Annotated in this window: 15 protein-coding genes and 2 pseudogenes; 11 read left to right on the top strand and 6 right to left on the bottom strand. The window is 55.4% G+C overall.

The annotated features are described in order from the left end of the window. Window positions 1-47 precede the first annotated feature (47 nt). Window positions 48-986: an ABC transporter substrate-binding protein gene (locus OM794_RS14555; protein ID WP_226247054.1), complete on the bottom strand. Its 939-nt coding sequence runs from the start codon at window positions 984-986 to the stop codon at window positions 48-50. Between the two features lie 65 nt (window positions 987-1,051). Then, window positions 1,052-2,227, bottom strand: a complete 1,176-nt coding sequence (locus tag OM794_RS14550) for a TauD/TfdA family dioxygenase (RefSeq protein ID WP_226247053.1) — start codon at window positions 2,225-2,227, stop codon at window positions 1,052-1,054. Between the two features lie 180 nt (window positions 2,228-2,407). On the opposite strand from OM794_RS14550, the gene OM794_RS14545 reads away from it, so the two are divergent. From OM794_RS14545 to OM794_RS14530, 4 genes are all read left to right on the top strand, one after another. Next, window positions 2,408-3,274 carry a LysR substrate-binding domain-containing protein gene (locus tag OM794_RS14545; protein ID WP_226247052.1) on the top strand — a complete coding sequence of 289 codons (867 nt, stop codon included), beginning with the start codon at window positions 2,408-2,410 and terminating at the stop codon, window positions 3,272-3,274. Window positions 3,275-3,374: 100 nt separating this feature from the next. Beyond that, window positions 3,375-4,823, top strand: a complete 1,449-nt coding sequence (locus OM794_RS14540; RefSeq protein ID WP_226247051.1) for an alanine/glycine:cation symporter family protein — start codon at window positions 3,375-3,377, stop codon at window positions 4,821-4,823. A 197-nt stretch (window positions 4,824-5,020) separates the two neighbouring features. Beyond that, window positions 5,021-5,629: an FMN-dependent NADH-azoreductase gene (locus tag OM794_RS14535; protein WP_226247050.1), complete on the top strand. Its 609-nt coding sequence runs from the start codon at window positions 5,021-5,023 to the stop codon at window positions 5,627-5,629. A gap of 53 nt (window positions 5,630-5,682) precedes the next feature. Then, window positions 5,683-5,982: an MGMT family protein gene (locus OM794_RS14530; RefSeq protein ID WP_022522712.1), complete on the top strand. Its 300-nt coding sequence runs from the start codon at window positions 5,683-5,685 to the stop codon at window positions 5,980-5,982. A gap of 98 nt (window positions 5,983-6,080) precedes the next feature. Here the strand turns inward: OM794_RS14530 and OM794_RS14525 are convergent, their stop codons facing one another. Beyond that, window positions 6,081-7,649 (bottom strand): bifunctional GNAT family N-acetyltransferase/carbon-nitrogen hydrolase family protein, encoded by a 1,569-nt coding sequence (locus OM794_RS14525; RefSeq protein ID WP_226247049.1) that lies wholly within the window; start codon window positions 7,647-7,649, stop codon window positions 6,081-6,083. A gap of 42 nt (window positions 7,650-7,691) precedes the next feature. Next, window positions 7,692-8,606, bottom strand: coding sequence for a DMT family transporter (locus OM794_RS14520; RefSeq protein WP_226247048.1), 915 nt, complete (start codon window positions 8,604-8,606; stop codon window positions 7,692-7,694). A gap of 203 nt (window positions 8,607-8,809) precedes the next feature. On the opposite strand from OM794_RS14520, the gene OM794_RS14515 reads away from it, so the two are divergent. From OM794_RS14515 to OM794_RS14495, 5 genes and pseudogenes are all read left to right on the top strand, one after another. Continuing rightward, complete coding sequence (locus OM794_RS14515; protein WP_226247047.1) at window positions 8,810-10,831, top strand: NADPH-dependent 2,4-dienoyl-CoA reductase; 2,022 nt, start codon at window positions 8,810-8,812, stop codon at window positions 10,829-10,831. 357 nt (window positions 10,832-11,188) lie between these two features. Continuing rightward, entirely contained in the window at window positions 11,189-12,235 is a 1,047-nt protein-coding gene (locus tag OM794_RS14510; protein WP_226247046.1) for a threonine aldolase family protein, read from the top strand. A gap of 292 nt (window positions 12,236-12,527) precedes the next feature. Beyond that, window positions 12,528-14,450 (top strand): PrkA family serine protein kinase, encoded by a 1,923-nt coding sequence (locus OM794_RS14505; RefSeq protein ID WP_226247045.1) that lies wholly within the window; start codon window positions 12,528-12,530, stop codon window positions 14,448-14,450. A gap of 38 nt (window positions 14,451-14,488) precedes the next feature. Beyond that, entirely contained in the window at window positions 14,489-15,778 is a 1,290-nt protein-coding gene (locus OM794_RS14500; protein ID WP_226247044.1) for a YeaH/YhbH family protein, read from the top strand. Window positions 15,779-15,799: 21 nt separating this feature from the next. Further along, window positions 15,800-17,364 (top strand): annotated as a pseudogene (locus OM794_RS14495) (SpoVR family protein). Between the two features lie 79 nt (window positions 17,365-17,443). Here the strand turns inward: OM794_RS14495 and OM794_RS14490 are convergent. Beyond that, a complete protein-coding gene (locus tag OM794_RS14490) occupies window positions 17,444-17,758 on the bottom strand; it encodes a high-potential iron-sulfur protein (RefSeq protein ID WP_088699078.1) in 315 nt (104 codons plus the stop codon). A 320-nt stretch (window positions 17,759-18,078) separates the two neighbouring features. Here OM794_RS14490 and OM794_RS14485 point away from each other — a divergent pair, with 320 nt between their 5' ends. Further along, window positions 18,079-18,354, top strand: a complete 276-nt coding sequence (locus OM794_RS14485) for an Lrp/AsnC family transcriptional regulator (protein WP_008958975.1) — start codon at window positions 18,079-18,081, stop codon at window positions 18,352-18,354. 90 nt (window positions 18,355-18,444) lie between these two features. Beyond that, a pseudogene (locus OM794_RS14480) lies at window positions 18,445-19,304 on the top strand (DNA/RNA non-specific endonuclease). Window positions 19,305-19,308: 4 nt separating this feature from the next. On the opposite strand, the gene OM794_RS14475 reads toward OM794_RS14480, so the two are convergent. Further along, a complete protein-coding gene (locus tag OM794_RS14475; protein WP_226247041.1) occupies window positions 19,309-20,244 on the bottom strand; it encodes a LysR substrate-binding domain-containing protein in 936 nt (311 codons plus the stop codon). Window positions 20,245-20,290: the final 46 nt, after the last annotated feature.

Raw genomic sequence — 20,290 nt, 5'->3', positions numbered from 1 at the left:
GCATACGCTAGCTATCCGATGGGATGAAGGTGCGTTTACACCAAGCGTTAGTTGGCGAGCTGTGCTTCAATGACGGGCCAGGCTGGGTCGCCGTCAGCGGTGGTGACGTCTGCCAGCATGGCTTCTATGCGTTCCGGGTGGTCGTTGATCCACTGTTCGGCGACATCATTAAGGTCTTGCTCTTCCTGGCCATACGCCTGAATCATCCAGCTCTGCTCTTCAGCCGAAAAGGTAAACTGCTCAAAGAAGGTCACCACATTGGGGTTGGCTTCAGCATAGCCACTGCGCAGCAGCGTTAACACATCGCTTTCACCGTTGTTCTCACCAAATAGGTTTTCGGGATCTTCCAGGTAGCGCATGGGAAGATCAAGGTTCATCCAGTGGGGCGTCCAGCCGACCCAGACAATCGGTTCTTCACGGGAGATGGCATCACGTGCAGCGGAAAGCATGCCCACTTCACTGGTATCGACTACCTGCCAGTCACCTAGACCCCAAGTGTCGTTATCAATGGCATTGTGGAGAATCTCACTAGCGGCGGAGCCGGCCCCAAAGCCATAAATTTTACCGTCGAACTGGTCACGGTTTTCGTCTAAATCAGCAAAGCTCTGAATGCCGTTCTCATACAGGTATTCCGGCACCGCCAGGGTCATTTGCGCACCATCGACGTTATTCGCTACGTCAATCAGTACACCCGACTCCTTGCGGGGATCGAACATCTCACGCTGGGCAGGCAGCCAAGCCCCTAGGAAGGCGTCGATATCGCCGCTCTCGATACCCTGGTAAATCACCTGCAGGCCGATTTCCTGGGTACTGGTTGCGTAGCCGAGTGGGTTTAAAAGCTGTTCGGCGATGGCCGTTTTTACCGTAATGCCGGGCCAGGCGGGCACACCGAAATCGAGGGTTTGATCGTCGGCATGGGCCGCCGAGGCAAACATCGCGGTAGTGGCGAGGGCAATGGCTGAGGCGAGAGGCTTGAGGTGTGTCATAGGATCTCCTTGCTTGGTTTTTGTCTGGATAGGTGTTGTCGTTCAACAGTTATTATTGGATGCCACTAAACGTTGCGGGCCAGCACGCGTAGGCGTGAAGCCAGCATATCGCGGTCTAAATAGGTGCCCTGTAAATGGCGTGCGCCGCTGTTGGGATCAAATGCGCGCCGCCCGTGGAGTACCCGGCGGTTATCAAAAGCGACCATCTGCCCTGGGAGAAGGGTGAACTCTATCTGGTGCGCTTCGCTGTGAAACAGCTTCCATAGCAGGGCGTAGGCGCTGTACCAGGCATCCATCTGCTCTACCGGCAGATGAAGGGCATCTCGAATCCAGTTGTTTAAGCGCATTTCGACCAGGTTACCCGCGCCATCCAGGGTGATCACCGGTGCCCGCATGGAGATATCGTGGGTTTCATCCTGAAAGCGAAAATCAATCGGCGTTTCGCTAAGAATCGCCAGCGCTGCCGGGTCTTGCCGACGCAGGGCTTCGACCACACGCGCACCATCGGCAAACAGCGATTCGCCGCCGCTGGCGCCATTCTGTAGGCAGTAGAGCAGCTGAATATCCGGCGGCTGTCGCCAGTTGGGCAGGTCGATATGCAGCGGTAACCCCACCGCGGTATAGGCCGCGTTATTGGGGTTGGGTTTGGAGCGCACGTCAAAGCGGGCGCCAAAGTTGGTAGCGCGCTGGGGGCCAATACGCTCGGCTAAACGGCTCACTTCCTCTTCCACCAGTGGGCCATCGGTCATCAATGCCAGCCCGTCCCGTAGCATGGCGGTCAACCAGGCTTTTTCGCCCTGAGGGGTTAAAAAGTCGCTATGGCGGATGCGCTCGGGAGCAAAGTTATCTTCCCACGATGCAACCCTGGGAACGGCTGAGGCGAGCGTGGCTTCTGGACGGCGCTGATAGAGCCAGCCGCTATGAAAGGCACTGACATGACCATCCAGCCAAGTAAGGTGCAAGTGACCATCCAGTAGCGCAACGCTGGGCGGCTCGGTGATGGCTTCTAGGGGCAGGTAGAGTCGTTCACGGGTCTGCGGGTGGCGGCAGGCTGGGCAGGCGCAGTGGTCTCGTAGCCAACGCAGGGGCAGGGTCGTTTGTTGACTATCTTGCCACGTTAGCGCTACGCCATGCTGAGTCAGCGTCGCTTGAGTGAGTGCCGGGCCTGAGTGATAAGGCGTTAATTCGCCCATATCGGGGATGTGGGGAGCCGTTAGTGAGGCTTGTACAGAGATATTCATGATAACTCCAGTTAACTTCCTTAGCGGCAGTGCCCCAGAAGTATTGGTGTAAGGGCTTTGCTTAAAGGGTTGTGCATAAAAGGTGTACGTAAGCGTTATTTAGGATGAGGAGTAGCCGCGGCAGTGACAAACGATTAATCTGACCCCTTAGATGTCATTTTATTTATAGGTCTCTTTTTCATGAGTCAGTTACCGCCTCTGCTATGGCTGCAAGCATTTGAATCAGCGGCGCGCACTTTGAGTTTTACTGCCGCCGGCAATGAGCTGGGTGTCACTCAAGCGGCCATTAGTCAGCGCGTCAGGCTGCTGGAAGACCGCGTGGGGCAGAAGTTGTTTGTGCGTCATGCGCGCAGTTTGACGCTCACCCCCGCCGGGCAGGCGTGGCTGCCAAGTATTCACGATGCCTTTGTGCGTATTAGCGAAGGCACCCTGGAAGTGTTTGGTAGCACCTCCGAGCAGCCGGTAACGCTGCGGGCCACGCCGGTTATTCAGCAGTCATGGCTGGCGCCGCGCTTGATGACTTTCCACCGCGCTCACCCCCAGGTGGCGATTCGCCTGGTGAGCGCTATCTGGCCGGACGACTTTGGCCCCGAAGGAGCAGATATCGAGATTCGTTATGGCAAAGGGGAGTGGACGGGCATCGAAATGCAGCCGCTAGGCGAAGAGCAACTGCTGCCGGTTTGCTCGCATGCCTTAGCGGAGATGCTAACCGCGCCGAGCGATCTAGCTGGGCATACGTTGCTCCACGCAGTGGGGTTTGGCGTGGGGTGGCCGGGGTGGTTGCAGGAAGCGGGGGTTGCCCACCTTGAAGCGCAGTGCTGGTCGCTCACTTGCGATAATCAGGTGATGACGTTGGCCTTGGCTAGCCAAAGTGGTGGTATCGCTCTAACTCACCGCCGCTTAATGGAGCAACGTAGCGATTTAGTGGCGCCTTTTGAACTCAGTGTACCCAGCGAAGAGCGCTTCTGGCTGGTTCGCCCTAGCCGTCGGATTGTGAGCGATGAAGCTGAATTAGTGTGGCGATGGCTTTGTGATTCAATAGCGTAAGAGGTTATGACTGTTTTTAGCTCTTTTTCCAATTTTCTTGCCATTTTGGTGCAGCCGTGAAGAATGATGCGCCTTCATTGTTTAAAAAGGCGTGACTTTCATGGATTTTACTCTTCCTCCGCTGCTGACATCGCTGGTGGATCGCGGCAACGGCCTGCTCTGGGGCAGTGTGTTGATTTACCTGCTGATAGGCGCAGGGCTCTATTTTACGGTGCTGACCCGCGGTATTCAGTTGCGCTATTTCGGCCATATGTTCAAGCTGCTGGGCAGTTCCCGCCAATCAAATGGTGGTATCTCTTCGTTTCAAGCACTCTCAACCAGTCTGGCGGCCCGGGTAGGCACGGGTAACCTGGCCGGTGTCGCGGTGGCTATCTATTTTGGTGGCCCTGGCGCCATTTTCTGGATGTGGATGACCGCCATGGTGGGTATGGCTACCAGTTTTGTGGAGTCAACCCTGGCTCAGGCGTATAAAACCGACCACGGTGATAACACCTTTCGTGGCGGCCCTGCACGTTATATCGAGCGAGGCCTGGGGCTGCGCTGGCTGGCGGTCTTGTTCTCTATCTGTTTGATTATTGCCTTTGGGTTGGCGTTCAACAGCGTTCAGGCCAACTCTATCGCCCAGGCCATGGAGCAGGCATTTGCCGTTCCCACCTGGGCAATGGGGTTAGTTTTGATGGTGGTGGTGGCGCCGATCATCTTTGGCGGTTTGAAGTCGATTGCCAAGGTGGCTGAACTGGTGGTGCCGCTCATGGCGCTGCTCTACTTAATTCTGGCGCTGGTGGTAGTAGGGTTGAATATCAGCGACTTGCCCGCAGCGATCATGACCATTGTGCGCAGTGCTTTTGGCTTTGAGCAGGCGGCCGGTGGGGCGGTAGGCTACGCGGTTTCCCAGGCGATTATGAACGGCATTCAGCGCGGGCTATTTTCCAATGAAGCGGGCATGGGCTCGGCGCCCAATGCGGCAGCCACCGCCTCTACGCGGCCCGATCACCCCGCTGCCCAGGGCTTTATTCAGATGCTTGGGGTGTTTCTCGATACGCTGGTGATCTGTACTGCCACGGCGGCCATCATCATTATGGCCGGGCCTGAATTGATGGCCGGGGACGAGAACAACGGCATCCAGTTGACTCAAATGGCGCTTTCCAGCCATGTGGGCGAGTGGGGCGGTATGTTCGTCGCGGTGGCGATTCTGCTGTTTGCGTTTACCTCGGTGATTGCCAACTACTCCTATGGCGAGTCCAACATTGAGTATCTGGCCGGGCGCCGCGCCCCGGTTGCCGTGTTTATATACCGCTTAGCGGTGCTGGCAATGATCATGATTGGCTCGGTGGCAAGCCTGGGGGCGATTTGGAACTTTGCCGACCTCTCTATGGGCATGATGGCGATTATTAACCTGGTCGCTATTTTAATGCTGTCGCCGGTGGCTTTCTCGCTCTTCCGCGACTACGAAGAGCAGTTGAAAGCGGGTAAAGAGCCGGTATTCGACCCCAGCCGTTTCCCCAAGCTGGTTAATAAAGTCGATCCCAAGGCCTGGCCCAAGAAGTAATCGAGCTTAAGTAAACGAGCTAGCCATTTAATCCACTGACTGCGCCCCGCCTCGCATTTTGCGTCGCGGGGCTTTTTATTGGTCGTCGCACAATTCGATTTAATCGAATACAAGTCGGAAAACGTTGCGCTTTTGCTTATTGGAAAGCGCCGTAGAATAGCTCCCATTCCTTCCCCTTAATGATTTTGGAGCTTTCAATGACAACGCGTGCCCTGGTGATTACTTCTTCTATTCTGGCTGAAAATGGCCAATCCAATGCGTTGGCGAATCGCTTTATTGAACAGGCGAATGCCAGTAACGATATCGAGGTCACCCAGCGTGATGTCGTCAAGAACGCACTGCCCCATTTGGATATCAGTGAACTAGGGGCTTGGCAAGTGGCGGCCACAGAACGTAATGCCGAACAGCAGGCGTTAGCCGCGTGCTCGGATGAACTGCTGGCTGAGCTACGCGCCAATGATGTTCTGGTGATTGCAGTACCGATGTATAACCTGGGTATTCCTTCACAGTTAAAGGCGTGGTTTGACCGTGTTCTGCGTGCCGGTGAAACGTTCCGCTATACCGAAAACGGCCCGCAAGGTTTGGTAGAGGGGAAGCGAGCGATTATTCTGGCCGCTCGTGGCGGCATGTATGCTGGCACCGAGATGGATAGCCAAACGCCTCATCTGAAAACTATGCTAGGTCTGATGGGCATTAAAGAGGTTGACGTAGTCTATGCTGAAGGCCTGAATGTGGGTGAGCAACAGCGTGAAGCGGCGATCAAAGAAGCTTTCCAAGCGATCGATCAATTGGTTGAGGGGCTTTAAGCACGTTTAGAAGCGCTCTCAAGGCATATCTTAAAGCATAGAAGGATAATCACATGGCCCGGCCGGAACTGCTCGAACAAATCTACACCATTGTCGATCAAATTCCACCGGGGCGTGTCACCACCTATGGCCGCATAGCCGCCATGACCGAAGGCGCTACGCCGCGCATGGTGGGTTCAGCGATGCGGCATCTGCCGGATGGCCACCAGTTGCCTTGGCATCGCGTGATCGCATCGTCTTTGAAACTTGCCGATCACGGTGGCGCTGAACGTCAGCATCGTAAGCTACGCGATGAAGGGGTGTTGTTTGATGCCAAAGGCCGCGTGCCAGCGCACCTCGTTTGGCCTGATTAAGCTATATAAAACACTTTTAGAAACAACAACGCCGCCCAATTTGGGCGGCGTTGTTGTATTTATGAATTGCGTTGGTGAGCCTTCTCGCGATTCACGATTCAATCCTCCAAATTAGCCCCCGACTTCCACGACCAGTCGCGCCAGCGTAGATCAAACAGGTCTTTGCGGCGGTCTTTAAGGTTGGTCACCGACCCTTCGGCACGTACTACCGTTAGGCGGGTGAGATCCAGATCCGAGAAGAAGATCATCTCGGTATTGGGCGTGGTTTCCGCTAGTACGGCATCGTGGGGAAACGCGAAGTCAGAGGGCGAGAACACCGCTGATTGGGCGTACTGGATATCCAGGTTTTCAATCGAAGGCAGGTTGCCGACGCTGCCGCAGAGTACTACGTAGCATTCGTTTTCAATTGCCCGCGCCTGAGCACAATGGCGCACCCGCAGGTAACCGTTTTTGGTGTCGGTCCAGAAGGGCACAAACAGAATGTCCATATCCTGGTCGGCCAGCAGGCGGCCAAGTTCCGGGAACTCCACGTCGTAGCAGATCAGGATGCCTACGCGGCCTGCGTCAGTATCAAACACCTGTAGCTCATCGCCGCCCTCGATCACCCAGTCGCGGCGCTCTTGAGGGGTAATGTGCAGCTTGGCCTGGCGCTCAACGGTGCCGTCGCGGTGGAACAGGTAGGCGATGTTGTAGAGGCGATCATCGTCACCTACTTCAATCATCGAACCGCCAACAATATTAATGTTGTAAGAGACCGCCATACGCGACAGTTCAGTTTTAAAGCGCTCGGTAAAACCGGCCAAAAAGCGAATCGCGCCCATTTGATCCTGCTGGGCGGCGCGATCCTGTAGGCCCATCAATGGCGCGTTAAACAGCTCTGGGAAAACGGCAAAGTCACTCTGGTAGTCGGAGAGCGCATCGACAAAGTATTCGATCTGCTGAAGCGCGGCTTCCACCGAGGAAAACTCACGCATCTGCCACTGCACCGCGCCCACCCGCACCTGGGTCGGCTTGTTGTCGAGCACGCTGGCCGCGGGTTCAAACAGAATATTGTTCCACTCCAACAGAGTGGCGTAACCCCGCGACTGCTCATCTTCCGGCAGGTATTTGCGCAGTAGGCGCTTTACCTGGAAGTCGTTGGCCTGCTGAAAAGAGAGGATCGGATCGTAGATCTCTTTGCGGGAGACTTTATCGATGTATTGAGCGGGGGTGAGCTCATCGGCATGCTGGTGATACTCAGGGATCCGCCCACCGGCCAGGATCGCCCGCAGGTTCATGGAGCGGCACAGCTCTTTACGCGCTTCATAAAGGCGGCGGCCCAGGCGGTAGCCCCGGTAGTCCGGGTGAATCAGTACATCCAGCCCGTACATCGCGTCGCCATCCTCATCGTTGAGGATGATCTCGCGGTGGCCGATCAGGTCATCGTACTTATGCGGGTTGGAGAATTCGTCGTAATCCACCTGTACGGTGAGCGCTACGCCCACCAGAAGGCCGTCGTCTTCAATGGCGATTTGGCCGTCGGGGAATTCCTGAATTAATTTGTCGATGGTGTGCTTCGGCCATGACCCGCCGATATCGTGATAGACGGCGTCCATCAATGCCTTGAGCTGATCGTAGTCATCGCTCATTAGGTTGCGCAGATTCAGATGCAGTTCTTCCAGGGACATATCAGGGCTTTCCAGCGTTAGAAATCGACGGCCATTCTAGCATTATCGGGCGCTGCTCGGCTTATCCGAGGTTAAACCGCGTGTTAACGGGCGTGTCAGCGTTTGCGCCATGATCACCCCGGCCAGAATCAGCAGCCCACCGGTAAAGTGGAACCCCGCCACTTGTTCACCCAAGAACGCCATCGCAATCAACGCACTGAATAGCGGCATCAAGTTGATGAAAATACTCGACTGGTTGGCACCAATTTGACGTACTGCGCGCATCCATAGAAAGGTGGTGATAACAGAGGCGGGGATGCCCGCATAAACGATGAGTCCGATGTTTTGGCTATCAATAGGCGTCATTGGCCCCATCAAATAGGGCGGTAGCAAGAACAGCACCGCAAAACAGACCTGAGCGTACAGCATCACCCAGGGCGGTAAATTCATCGACCAGCGCTTGAGCATCACGCCATATAGCGCGTAGCAAGTGGCGGCTACCACCATCAGCGCATCTCCCAGGGCTACCTGGAGCTGTAGCAGTGAGAGGGGATTGCCGCGGCCCAGGAGCACGGTAACCCCCACGAAGGCCAGTACGCCGCCTAAAACGCCACCTAATGAGGGGGGCTCGCGCAGAATCAGCGCGCTCAGCAGCACCGTTAACAACGGCACCATGGCGGCGAGAATCCCCATGTTCGTAGCGGTCGTCGTTTCGGCCGCCACATAGGCCAGCCCTTGCCATAGACCCATGCCGAGTAGTCCAAGCAGCGCTAGCTTAGGCCACTGGCGGCGGATTTCGTCACGGTGACGTAACGTTGCGGGGAGCACAAAGGGGGTCATCACCGCCAGAGCAAGCAGCCAGCGTAAAAAAGCGATACTGCTTGGCGCGATGGCGCCTACGCTAAGCTGATTAATGGTCATATTGCCCGACCAGATAAGCACGGTGGCGAGCGGCGGCAAAAAATACATCAAGGGCATAGCAACGGTTCCTTATCGTTAGCCGGGTAATGTGCCGCGGATTTGCACGCTGGGCAAGCGGTTGGCCCCAGTATCTAGAAACCAAACATCGAGAGACCCGGTATCGAGAGACCCGTATCTAGGGGCTATACGTGGCGTTAAGGATGTCATACGCTTGTTTGAATTTGTTTTATAATGCTTCTAATAAAATTAAGGAGACTGTGATGAGCCAAACGCCCGCGTACCCAAACCTGTTTCGCCCACTGACCGTAGGCCATTTAACCCTGCCCAATCGCGTGTTGATGGGCTCAATGCACACCAATCTGGAAGAGGCGCCCAATGGCTTTGAGCGCTTAGCGGCCTTTTATGCCGAGCGGGCGAGGGAGGGCGTTGGCCTGATTGTCACCGGCGGTATCGCGCCTAATCCAGAGGGCGCGGTGTTCCAGGGTGCCAACGCGCTTATTGATGAAACGCAGTTGCCGGAACACCGAGGGGTGGTTGATGCCGTGCATGCTGAGGGCGGCCACCTGTGTATGCAGATTCTCCATGCTGGACGTTACGCCTACTCGCCGGATTTGGTAGCACCTTCGGCTATTCAGGCGCCGATTAACCCCTTTATGCCTAAAGCACTCGCTAGCGAAGAGGTTGAGCAACAAATTGCCGACTATGTTCGCTGTGCCAAGCTTGCTCAACAGGCGGGTTACGATGGTGTTGAAATCATGGGGTCAGAAGGCTACCTGATCAATCAGTTTATTTGCCAACGCACCAACCAGCGTGACGATGAGTGGGGCGGGGCGTTTGAGAACCGCATGCGCTTTGCGGTCGAGATTGTGCGTCGGGTTCGCGCGGCGGTGGGGGAGCGCTTTGTGATTATCTTCCGTCTCTCGATGATCGATTTGGTGGAAGAGGGCAGCACCTGGGAAGAGGTCGTTACGTTGGGGCAGGCGGTCGAAGCTGCCGGGGCGAATGTGATCAATACTGGCATTGGCTGGCACGAAGCGCGGGTGCCCACCATTGTCACCAGCGTGCCCCGCGCCGCCTTTACCGAAGTAACCCACCGCATTAAGGAGGCACTCTCCATCCCGCTTATCACCACCAACCGTATCAATATGCCTGAGGTGGCCGAGCGCGTACTGGCAGCAGGCCACGCGGATATGGTCTCCATGGCGCGACCTTTCCTGGCTGACCCCGCCTGGGTGCGCAAAGCTGAACAGGGCCTGGCGGAAGAGATCAATACCTGCATCGCCTGTAATCAGGCCTGCCTGGATCACACCTTTGCTGGCAAGCTGACGTCTTGCCTAGTTAACCCTCGCGCTTGCCATGAAACCGAACTGACTATTGAGCCGACACAAACGCCCAAACGGGTAGCCGTAGTGGGCGGTGGCCCGGCGGGGCTGGCAACGGCTGTGACAGCCGCAAGCCGCGGCCATAGTGTGGTGCTGTTTGAGCAGCGCAGCGAGCTGGGCGGGCAGTTTAACTATGCGCGTAAGATTCCCGGTAAAGAGGAGTTTAATGAAACCCTGCGCTACTACCGGGTAATGCTGGAGAAATATGCGGTAGAAGTACGTCTAAACACTACGGCAAGCGCAGAAACCCTCGCCGATTTCGATGAGGTGGTGATGGCCACCGGCGTTCAGCCCCGGGAACTCAATCTTCCAGGTCACGACCACGACAAGGTGCTGAGTTACGCCGAGGCGATCGAATCCCCTGAGCGCGTTGGCCGTAAAGTGGCTGTGATCGGTGCGGGGGGCATTGGCTTTGATGTGTCTGAATTGCTGGCGCACCAAGGCCACCCGGCACTGGACATTGTCGAGTGGTGTGACGAGTGGGGCGTGGATTTGGCGGTGGGCGAACGGGGCGGCCTAAAAGCACCCGCGCCGCCTGCGGTTCCCCGTGACATTGTCATGCTCCAGCGTAAAACTTCAAAGCCCGGCAAGTACCTGGGCAAAACCACCGGTTGGGTACACCGCGCATCGCTTAAGCAGCGGGGGGTAAAAACCCTTACCGGCTGCGAATACCTCAAAATCGACGATGAGGGGTTGCACATTCGCCGCGACGGTGTCGATCAAGTGCTAGACGTTGACAGCATTGTCGTGTGCGCCGGGCAGGAGTCGGTGCGAGATCTGCTGGCGCCGCTGGAGCGTTCGCGTGCGGCGGTACATATTATTGGCGGCGCGGATGAAGCCAGCGAGCTGGATGCCAAGCGCGCCATTGAGCAGGGCACTCGTTTGGCCGCTGGCCTGTAGGCTGGTTAGAGTAAATTTTATAAACGCCCATTCACTAGGTGTGAGGGCAGGTTGAAGCGAGGGTCTTTCGCCATGGCCGGAATAATGTTCCCGACAATGCCGGCATTTCCGCCATCCATGGCGGTCAGATGGTGAAAGTAGCGTCCATGGATGGATTTACAGCGCCCTCGCGGAAACCTGTCCTCGTCACCGGTGCGTCATGAGATAGTTCTGTGCAGGAACGTTGAGCAGGTGACGTTAGCCCATAAATGGCGATAGACTAAATGACTAATCTAACTATTAAGCATGGTTAGATATTAAAGGCGCGAGTGGCACCCAGCTCGCGCTGTTCGATCGCCAGATAAAAGGACTGTCGTCATGACCTCGGAGTGTAGCCCGCGATTTTTAGCCAGTGATAACACCTCCGGTATCTGCCCGGAGGCGATGGAATACCTGTTGGAAGCCAACCGTTGCGATGATTTGGCTTACGGCAACGATCTCTGGACCGCACGCGCTGCGGATCGCTTCCGCGAGATGTTTGACTACGACTGCGATGTCTTCTTTGTTTTCAACGGTACTGCCGCCAACTCCCTGGCACTCTCAGCCATGGGGCGTAGCTACCACAGCGTGATTTGCCACGAGCTGGCGCATATCGAAACCGACGAGTGCGGCGGTCCTGAGTTCTTCTCAAACGGCGCTAAGCTGCTTACCTCGCCCGGCGCCAACGGCAAACTAACCCCAGAAGGCATTGAAGCGCTGGTCACCAAGCGCAGCGATATTCACTACCCCAAACCCAAAGTGGTATCGCTCACTCAAGCCACCGAAGTGGGCACGCTCTACTCCCGGGAAGAGCTTATGGCGATTCGCGCCATTGCCGATAAGCATGACCTGCGCCTGCACATGGACGGCGCCCGCTTTGCCAACGCCTGTGCCAGCCTAAATATGTCACCGGCCGAGCTTACCTGGCAGGTAGGGGTAGATGCATTGTGTTTTTCGGGTACCAAAAACGGTCTGGCGTTTGGTGAGGCGATCCTGTTTTTCAACCGGGAGCTGGCCGAAGATTTCTCCTACCGTTGTAAGCAGGCGGGGCAGTTGGCCTCCAAAATGCGCTTTGTCTCAGCCCCATGGTTAGGACTACTAGAGAGCGGTGCCTGGTTAACCAATGCCCAGCATGCCAACGAGATGGCTCGCTATTTATCGGAAGGGTTGCAAGCGCTGCCGGGCGTATCGCTTATGTTCCCTACCCAAGCCAATAGCGTCTTCGTTGAATTGCCGCCCTCCGCTATTGAAGCGTTGAAAGCCAAAGGGTGGACCTTCTATACCTTTATAGGCGCAGGCGGCGCCCGTTTTGTGTGTGCTTGGAACACTACCGTTGAACTGCTGGATGCCCTGTTGGCCGATATACGCTTGGTGCTAGCACACTAAAGCCTGTCATTGCGCTCTTGAGGGCGCGGCTGTATACCCATCAACCAGTGACACCGCTGCCAATGGCAGCGGTGTCACTGGTTGAGTAGGTTGCGTTTATTGTTGACGCCTGGACTAACGCAACTATTCGTCGGAATAATTCTCTTATCTATATCGCTGCAGCGTTGAAGGTTTTAGTCATCACTTTTTGCTAATGCTGACTACGCTAAAAAAGCGACACCTCGTTTGGCACACCGTTGCGAAACACTTGGTTTGACGGTGACTGCCTGGGGATGGGCCACAGGAGAGTTCCATGAGCATCTTTGATCACGTTCAAGACCGTTTTTCCCGCGTTCAGCAAGAGGACATGAGCCTTGAGGAGTATTTGGCGCTTTGTCGTCGTGATCCGAAGGTTTATGCCAGCGCCGCCGAGCGCATGCTGGAAGCTATAGGCGAGCCTGAAGTGATCGACACGGCGAAAGATCCGCGTCTATCACGAATTTTTTCCAACAAAGTGATTCGCCGCTATCCTGCCTTTGCCGAATTTCACGGTATGGAGGAGGCCATTGAGCAGATCGTCTCCTACTTCCGTCATGCGGCCCAGGGGCTGGAAGAGCGCAAGCAGATTCTTTACCTGCTTGGCCCGGTGGGAGGCGGTAAATCGTCACTTGCTGAACGTCTTAAACTGTTGATGGAACGGATACCTTTTTATGCCATTAAAGGGTCGCCGGTTTATGAGTCGCCGCTGGGCCTCTTTTCGCCAGAAGAGGATGGCGAGCTGCTGGAGAAAGAGTACGGCATTCCACAGCGCTATTTACGCAGCGTAATGTCGCCTTGGGCAGCGAAGCGGCTGAAAGAGTACGGCGGCGATATTTCCCAGTTCCGGGTCGTGCGTTTGTACCCATCACGGCTTAACCAGATCGCTATCTCCAAAACCGAGCCGGGGGATGAAAACAACCAGGATATCTCGTCGCTGGTGGGTAAAGTCGATATTCGCCAGTTAGAGCTCTACTCCCAGGACGACCCGGATGCCTACAGCTTCTCCGGTGGTCTATGCCGGGCAAACCAGGGGCTGATGGAGTTCGTGGAGATGTTCAAGGCGCCGATCAAGGTGCTGCATCCACTGCTTACCGCCACCCAAGAGGGTAACTACAACCCCACCGAAGGTATGGGGGCGATTCCCTTTGATGGTGTGATTCTGGCCCACTCCAACGAATCGGAGTGGCAGGCGTTTCGCAACAACCGCAACAATGAAGCGTTCCTTGACCGGGTGTATATCGTTAAGGTGCCTTATTGTCTGCGGGTTACCGAAGAGATCAAGATCTATCAAAAACTGCTTGAGGACTCTTCGCTTAACGCCGCGCCCTGCGCACCGGACACGCTGCGCATGCTGGCCCAGTTCTCGGTGCTATCGCGGCTAAAAGCGCCGGAAAACTCCAATATCTACTCGAAAATGCGCGTCTACGACGGTGAAAATCTGAAAGACACCGACCCACGCGCCAAGTCTATTCAGGAGTACCGTGACGCCGCTGGCGTCGATGAGGGCATGCAGGGGCTTTCTACACGCTTTGCATTCAAGATTCTCTCCAAGGTCTTCAACTTTGATAGCACCGAGGTAGCCGCTAACCCCGTACACCTGTTGTATGTGTTGGAGCAAGCATTGGAGCGTGAGCAGTTGCCCTCGGAAGTGTTTGAGCGCTACTTGGGCTTTATCAAAGAGTATATGGCGCCGCGCTATGTGGACTTTATCGGTAAGGAGATCCAGACCGCTTACCTGGAGTCCTACAGTGAGTATGGCCAGAATATCTTTGACCGCTATGTGACCTACGCAGACTTCTGGATTCAGGATCAGGAGTACCGCGACCACGAAACCGGTGAGTTGCTAGACCGCCAGGCGCTCAACGAAGAACTGGAGAAAATCGAAAAACCCGCGGGCATCTCGAACCCCAAAGATTTCCGCCACGAGGTGGTCAATTTTGTGCTAAGGGCGCGAGCGCAGAACAATGGCATGAACCCAAGTTGGCAGTCCTATGAAAAACTCAAAGGTGTTATTGAACACAAGATGTTCGCCAATACCGAAGAGCTGCTGCCGGTGATTTCGTTCAATGCCAAGGCTTCCCGCTCGGATCAGAAGAAGCACGAAGACTTTGTGGCGCGGATGGTCGATCGCGGCTACACCGAAAAACAGGTGCGGTTGTTATCCGAGTGGTATCTGCGGGTGCGCAAGTCCCAGTAAGGAGTGGCGTGCTTAAGATGGGCGTTTAAGGAGGTCGTATGACCTACTTTATTGATCGAAGACCGAACGCGAAACATAAAAGCGCGGTAAATCGTCAGCGCTTTTTGGAGCGCTACCGTAAGCATATCAAGCGTTCGGTTGAAGAGGCCGTTAACCGCCGCTCCATTACCGATATGGAGCGCGGGGAGAAAGTCTCCATTCCAGCGAAGGATATCTCCGAGCCGGTCTTCCAGCACGGGCCGGGCGGGGCGCGGAATATCGTTTCCCCCGGTAATAAAGAGTTTGTCGCCGGTGACAAAATCCGCCGCCCGAGTGGCCAGGGAGGCGGCAGTGGCACCGGTGAGGGCGGCGCCTCTAATCAGGGCGAAGGCGTCGATGAGTTCGCTTTTACCCTTAGTCGCGAGGAGTTCTTGGAGTTTGTGTTTGATGGCCTGGAGCTGCCCCATCTACAGCGCAAGCCGCTGAAGTCGCTGGAAGAGGTCAAAATGGTGCGGGCAGGGCTCTCCCGGGACGGCGTGCCGTCGCGGATTAGCATTACCCGTTCGATGCGCGAAGCCTATGCCCGGCGTATTGCTATGCGCGCGCCGATTAAGCGGGCGCTAAGAGAAGCGATTGATGCCTTGGAGGCCGAAGAGCGTAAAGACCCGGTACTGCGTAATCCAGCTCGCATTGTCGAGCTGAAAGCCGAAATTGAGCGCCTGGAAAAGCGCATTGCCGGGGTGCCGTTTATTGACACCTACGACCTGCGTTACCACCAGCTAAGCGCCCAGCCACAGCCCTCCAATCAAGCGGTGATGTTTTGTGTTATGGATGTCTCCGGCTCGATGACCCAGAACCACAAGGACATCGCCAAGCGGTTTTTCCTGCTGCTCTATCTATTCTTGGAGAAGCACTACGAGAAAGTCGAGCTGGTGTTTGTGCGCCACCATACGGCTGCCCGGGAAGTCAGTGAAGAGGAGTTTTTCTACTCCCGGGAAACCGGCGGTACGATTGTTTCCAGTGCGCTGAATCTGGTGAATAAGATTATTGAAAAGCGCTATCCCGTTGGCCAATGGAATCTCTATGTGGCCCAGGCCTCCGATGGCGACAACTGGGACGATGACTCCAATATCTGCCGCGACCTGCTGGTCAAACAGCTTATGCCGCAGCTGCAGTACTACGCCTACGTTGAGATCACGCCCCATGACCATCAGTCACTGTGGCATGAGTATGAGAGCGTGGTGAAAGAGTTCCCCGAACGCTTTGCCATGCGCCAGATTGTGGAGGCGGGCGATATTTATCCGGTCTTTCGTGAGTTGTTTAAGCGCCGCTTAAGCCAGTCGTCTTGACCGTGTGTAGAGGAGTGGGCTATGAGTGCGACCCGCAAGCGTAAGCCGATTGCTACCGGCTCCGATTGGAACTTCAGCGTACTGGAGCGTTTTGATGCGGAGCTGGCAAGGCTCGCCGATGAGTATCGGCTGGATACCTATCCCAACCAGATAGAAGTCATTACCACCGAGCAGATGATGGACGCCTACGCCAGTGTCGGTATGCCGGTGGGTTACCACCACTGGTCATTCGGCAAGCAGTTTCTGGCCGTTGAGCAGGCGTACAAGCGCGGCCAAATGGGCTTGGCCTATGAGCTGGTGATCAATTCCGACCCCTGCATCGCTTATTTAATGGAAGAGAATACGCTGATGATGCAGGTGTTGGTGATGGCCCACGCCTGCTACGGCCACAACTCTTTCTTTAAGGGCAACTACCTGTTCCGCGCCTGGACCGACGCCTCGTCAATCGTTGATTACCTGGTGTTTGCGCGTAAATATATCGCCAAGTGTGAAGAGCGCCACGGGGTGCAGGCCGTTGAGCAGTTACTGGATGCTTGCCATGCGCTGCAAAACTACGGAGTCGACCGTTACAAGCGCCCATCGCCGATCTCCGCCGAAGAGGAAGCGAAGCGTCAGGAGGAGCGCGAAGCCTATCTGCAGACCCAGGTTAATATGCTCTGGCGTACTATTCCGGAGACATCCACTGGGGAAGCACCGCTACCTGGCAGCCTGCATGCAGAAGATGATCCGCTCGGGTTGCATAGCGGCGGTCAATACCCGCCGGAGCCCCAGGAGAATCTACTCTATTTTATCGAGAAAATGCGCCGCTGTTGGCGCCATGGCAGCGTGAAATCGTGCGTATTGTCCGCAAGCTGGCGCAGTATTTTTATCCTCAGCGGCAAACCCAGGTAATGAATGAGGGGTGGGCGTGCTTTTGGCACTACACGCTGATGAACCGACTCTACGACGACGGCAATGTCGATGAAGGATTGATGCTGGAGTTTTTACAGTCGCATGCCGCAGTGATTAACCAGCCCGCGTTTGACAACCCTCACTTCAGCGGGATTAACCCCTATGCCCTAGGCTTCGCGATCTTTATGGATATTAAGCGGATCTGTGAAGCGCCCACCGATGAGGATCGTGAGTGGTTTCCTGATATTGCAGGCACTCCGTGGCGGGAAACGCTGGAGTTTGCCATGCGCAACTTCAAGGATGAGTCGTTTATCCAGCAGTTTCTATCACCGAAGGTGATGCGCGACCATAAGCTGTTTTTGGTCGTGGATGATGATCAGGTAGAGACGCTTGAGGTCGCAGCGATTCATAACGAGCAGGGCTACCGGCAGGTGCGTGAGGCACTTGCCACCCAGTACGCACTCTCCGTCCGCGAACCCAATATTCAAGTGGTCGAAGCGGCTATTCGCGGAGATCGCTCTTTGACCCTTCATCATGTCCAGGATAGTCGGCGCCCTTTGGGGCGCAGTGTCTATCCCGTTATTCGCCACCTACAGCAGCTATGGGGCTTTCCCGTTCATCTCGTCTCTTTGCAAGAGGGGCGGGTAACGCGACGTTTTCACTGGCCGGTAGAGGATGAAAGCCCGACCTCTTAGCCGCTAGCGTGTCTTCAACAAAGCTACCCCGCTCAAAAGGCGGGGTAGAGGTATTTATCAGCGATCAAGTGTTAGATGCTTAAGCTTGGGCGGTCCAGGATTGGCACCAGCCAGCAGGCGCTACGCTATTCTCCGGAAATAGCTGGCAGCCCTCGTTTTCTGCTTTGTAGAACATGCAGTTATCGCAGCGTTCGCCCTCTTCATACGCAGGGTGATCGCTGGCTTCACTGGCGTCTTCCACGTAGTTCAGCGCTTGGGCATTGCTTGAGGAAGGATCAAGGCGTGGCAGCTCTTGGGCGAAAGCATTTTTAGAAAGAATGCCCGCTCCCAGTGGCAGGGCCGCAAGGCCCAGCATGCTGTTGCGCATAAAGTCACGACGGCTTTTATTAGCCATGATTACTCCTTATCGTCACGGTCTGACGTTTGGTCACGTTATCGGGTGGTTCTCCACCTCTTTATGCTCCGCATCATCATATAAGCCGGAGCTTTTGGCTGCATCTTTCAATCCTATACTTCACTACATGCTAGCGGATGTACAAAGGTTGTGCGAATACTGGTGCAGGTATAGCGACAATTGGTCACGCTGTCGCCGAGTGCTGCGCTCGCTTCCTCGTCGCTGCTATACTCTGCCCAGCTTTGACACTACTTTTATGACCATTTTCTCTCAACTTTTGACTATTTTCTCTAACCTATATTTCTCTAAAGAGGCGCGCCATGCAAAACGCAGTCATTTTAATCAATACCGATAAAGGACAGGTTAAGGCTGTGGCCGAGCGCCTGGCCGATGTAGAGGGCATTAGCGAAGTTTACTCCACCTGTGGCCGCTACGACTTAGTAGCCATTGCTCGCACCCGTGATTTTGAAAGCTTGGCCGAATTGGTGACGGAGCGCCTGAACGCTGTAGAAGGCATCAGCGATACCGAAACCCTGAATGCCATGCAGGTTCACTCCCGCCACGATCTTGAAACCATGTTCTCTTTGGGTTGGTAGCCCTTTATTATTTGGTTACACGCAAAGCGTTCACGAACGCAGTAAAAATGAAAAAACGCTAATGTAAGCATTTAACAAGGGGACAGTCTGTTGGGAACATCGCTTTTGAGCTGGCGTCGGCAGGGGCGACGCCTGGGCATTGCCGTGCTTTTTTGGTGGTTGGCACAGGACTATGGGAGTTTCAGGAGCGCCAGCATAAAGATGCTTACACCTGGATGGGGGTGCCCACTTGGGAGGAGTTTCGCCCTACCACGATGCACCGGGTATTGCGCAATGATGGCTACTTGGTGGGCTGGTCCGATGTGCGGGTCAATCCGCTATGGGTAAGCTATCAGGTTGAAGCAGTAGACGACTCGAGCATTGGCCCAAGGCCAAATTTTCAAGCCGATTGGCGCACGCTATGGCCGATAGGCACCGATAGCTACGCCGGTAGTGGCTATGATCGAGGGCATATGGCGCCCAATTATGCGATTGCCGCCGTGCATGGTCGAAGTGCCCAGGTCGATACCTTCCTAATGAGTAATATGACCCCCCAGCGGCCCAACCTGAACCGACAGCTCTGGCAGCGCTTGGAAGAAGCGGTCATGGATCACTTCGCGCCGCGTTTTGACCGTTTGCAAGTGATTACCGGCCCCATTTTTCCAGAACACTTTATGGATAACGTCTTTAATCGCGTTGGGCTGGTTGAAGTGCCGGAAGCGTTTTATAAAATCATCGTGGTGCCGCATAGCGAAGGGCCTCTCGCGCTGGCCTTCATCATGCCGCAAGACGTGCGCGGCAATGAGCCGTTAGATGACTACTTAGTGACCATCGATGAAATTGAAGCGCGCACAGGACTTAACTTCTTCCCAGACCTGACACCACCGCTTGAGGCTGTACTGGAAGGCGAGCTGCGTACACAAGGGTGGGCGCTGGAAGAAGTAGCGAAGCGGCCAGGGCGTTATCAATAGTCGTTTAAGTACTTAGCGGCTGACCTATCTGGGAGTCGTCTTTATCCAATACCCAATGGCGGAAGGCGCGCATGGGCTCTGTCAGGTGTCGATGCTGTGGCGTAAAGAGCGAGAGCTTTCCCCGGCTGGGTATGGTGAGCGGCAGTGCTTGAACAAGGTTCCCCTGTTGCAGTTCGGCATCTAAAAGTCGCATCCAGCCTAAGGTCACTCCTTGCCCAGCCAGAGTAGCATTCATCAGTAGTTGGAAGCTGTTTGCGCGCAGCGTATGTAGCGGCGCCTGCCACGCTAATCCAAGTTCTTGGAACCAGATCTCCCAGGTAAGCCAGTCATGGTAGTGGTCTTCTACAACCATTAGTGTGTGATCCACGAGCAGTTGTTCAGGCTTGATGGTGTTGCCGTGACGCTCCAGGTAAATCGGACTACAAACGGCCGCTACCTTCTCACATTCAAAAATGGCATTCGCTAAAAGCCCCGGGGGATCGACTTCATGGGGAACGTGGTAATAGATGCCCAGGTCAAACTCCGCCAGATCAAGGCGATGCGGGTCTTCTACCGTTAGGATGCGTATCTCGATATTGGGGTAAGCGCGCTGGAAGGCGGGCAGCTGACGGGCCAGCCAGATCGAGGCAATGGTGGGGCTTGAAGCGAGGGTTAATTGCCGGTCATCTCCGCGCCGCCTGAGGCGCGCAGTTTCATCGCCCAGATCGCGCAATAGTCGTTGCACAACGCGAAAGTAGCGCTCCCCGGTGGGGGTGAGCCGCAGTCCCTCGTGATGTCGTTCAAAAAGGAGGCGCCCTAGGTCATGCTCAAGGCGCTTGATTTGCCGGCTAATCGCGCTTTGCGAGAGGTTTAGCTCGCTTCCGGCTTGCGTGAAGCTACAGTATCGTGCGGCAACCTCAAAAGCGCGCAGGCAAGATAGCGGCGGTAAAGCATCACGCATGGAGCAAGCCTTACAATAGGGAGTCAGTGGTTGCAAGCATACCACC

The organism is Halomonas sp. BDJS001 (assembly GCF_026104355.1).
Lineage (GTDB): Bacteria > Pseudomonadota > Gammaproteobacteria > Pseudomonadales > Halomonadaceae > Vreelandella.
Note: the sequence above shows the minus strand (reverse complement) of the source record. Positions and strands in the feature narration are given on the sequence as shown.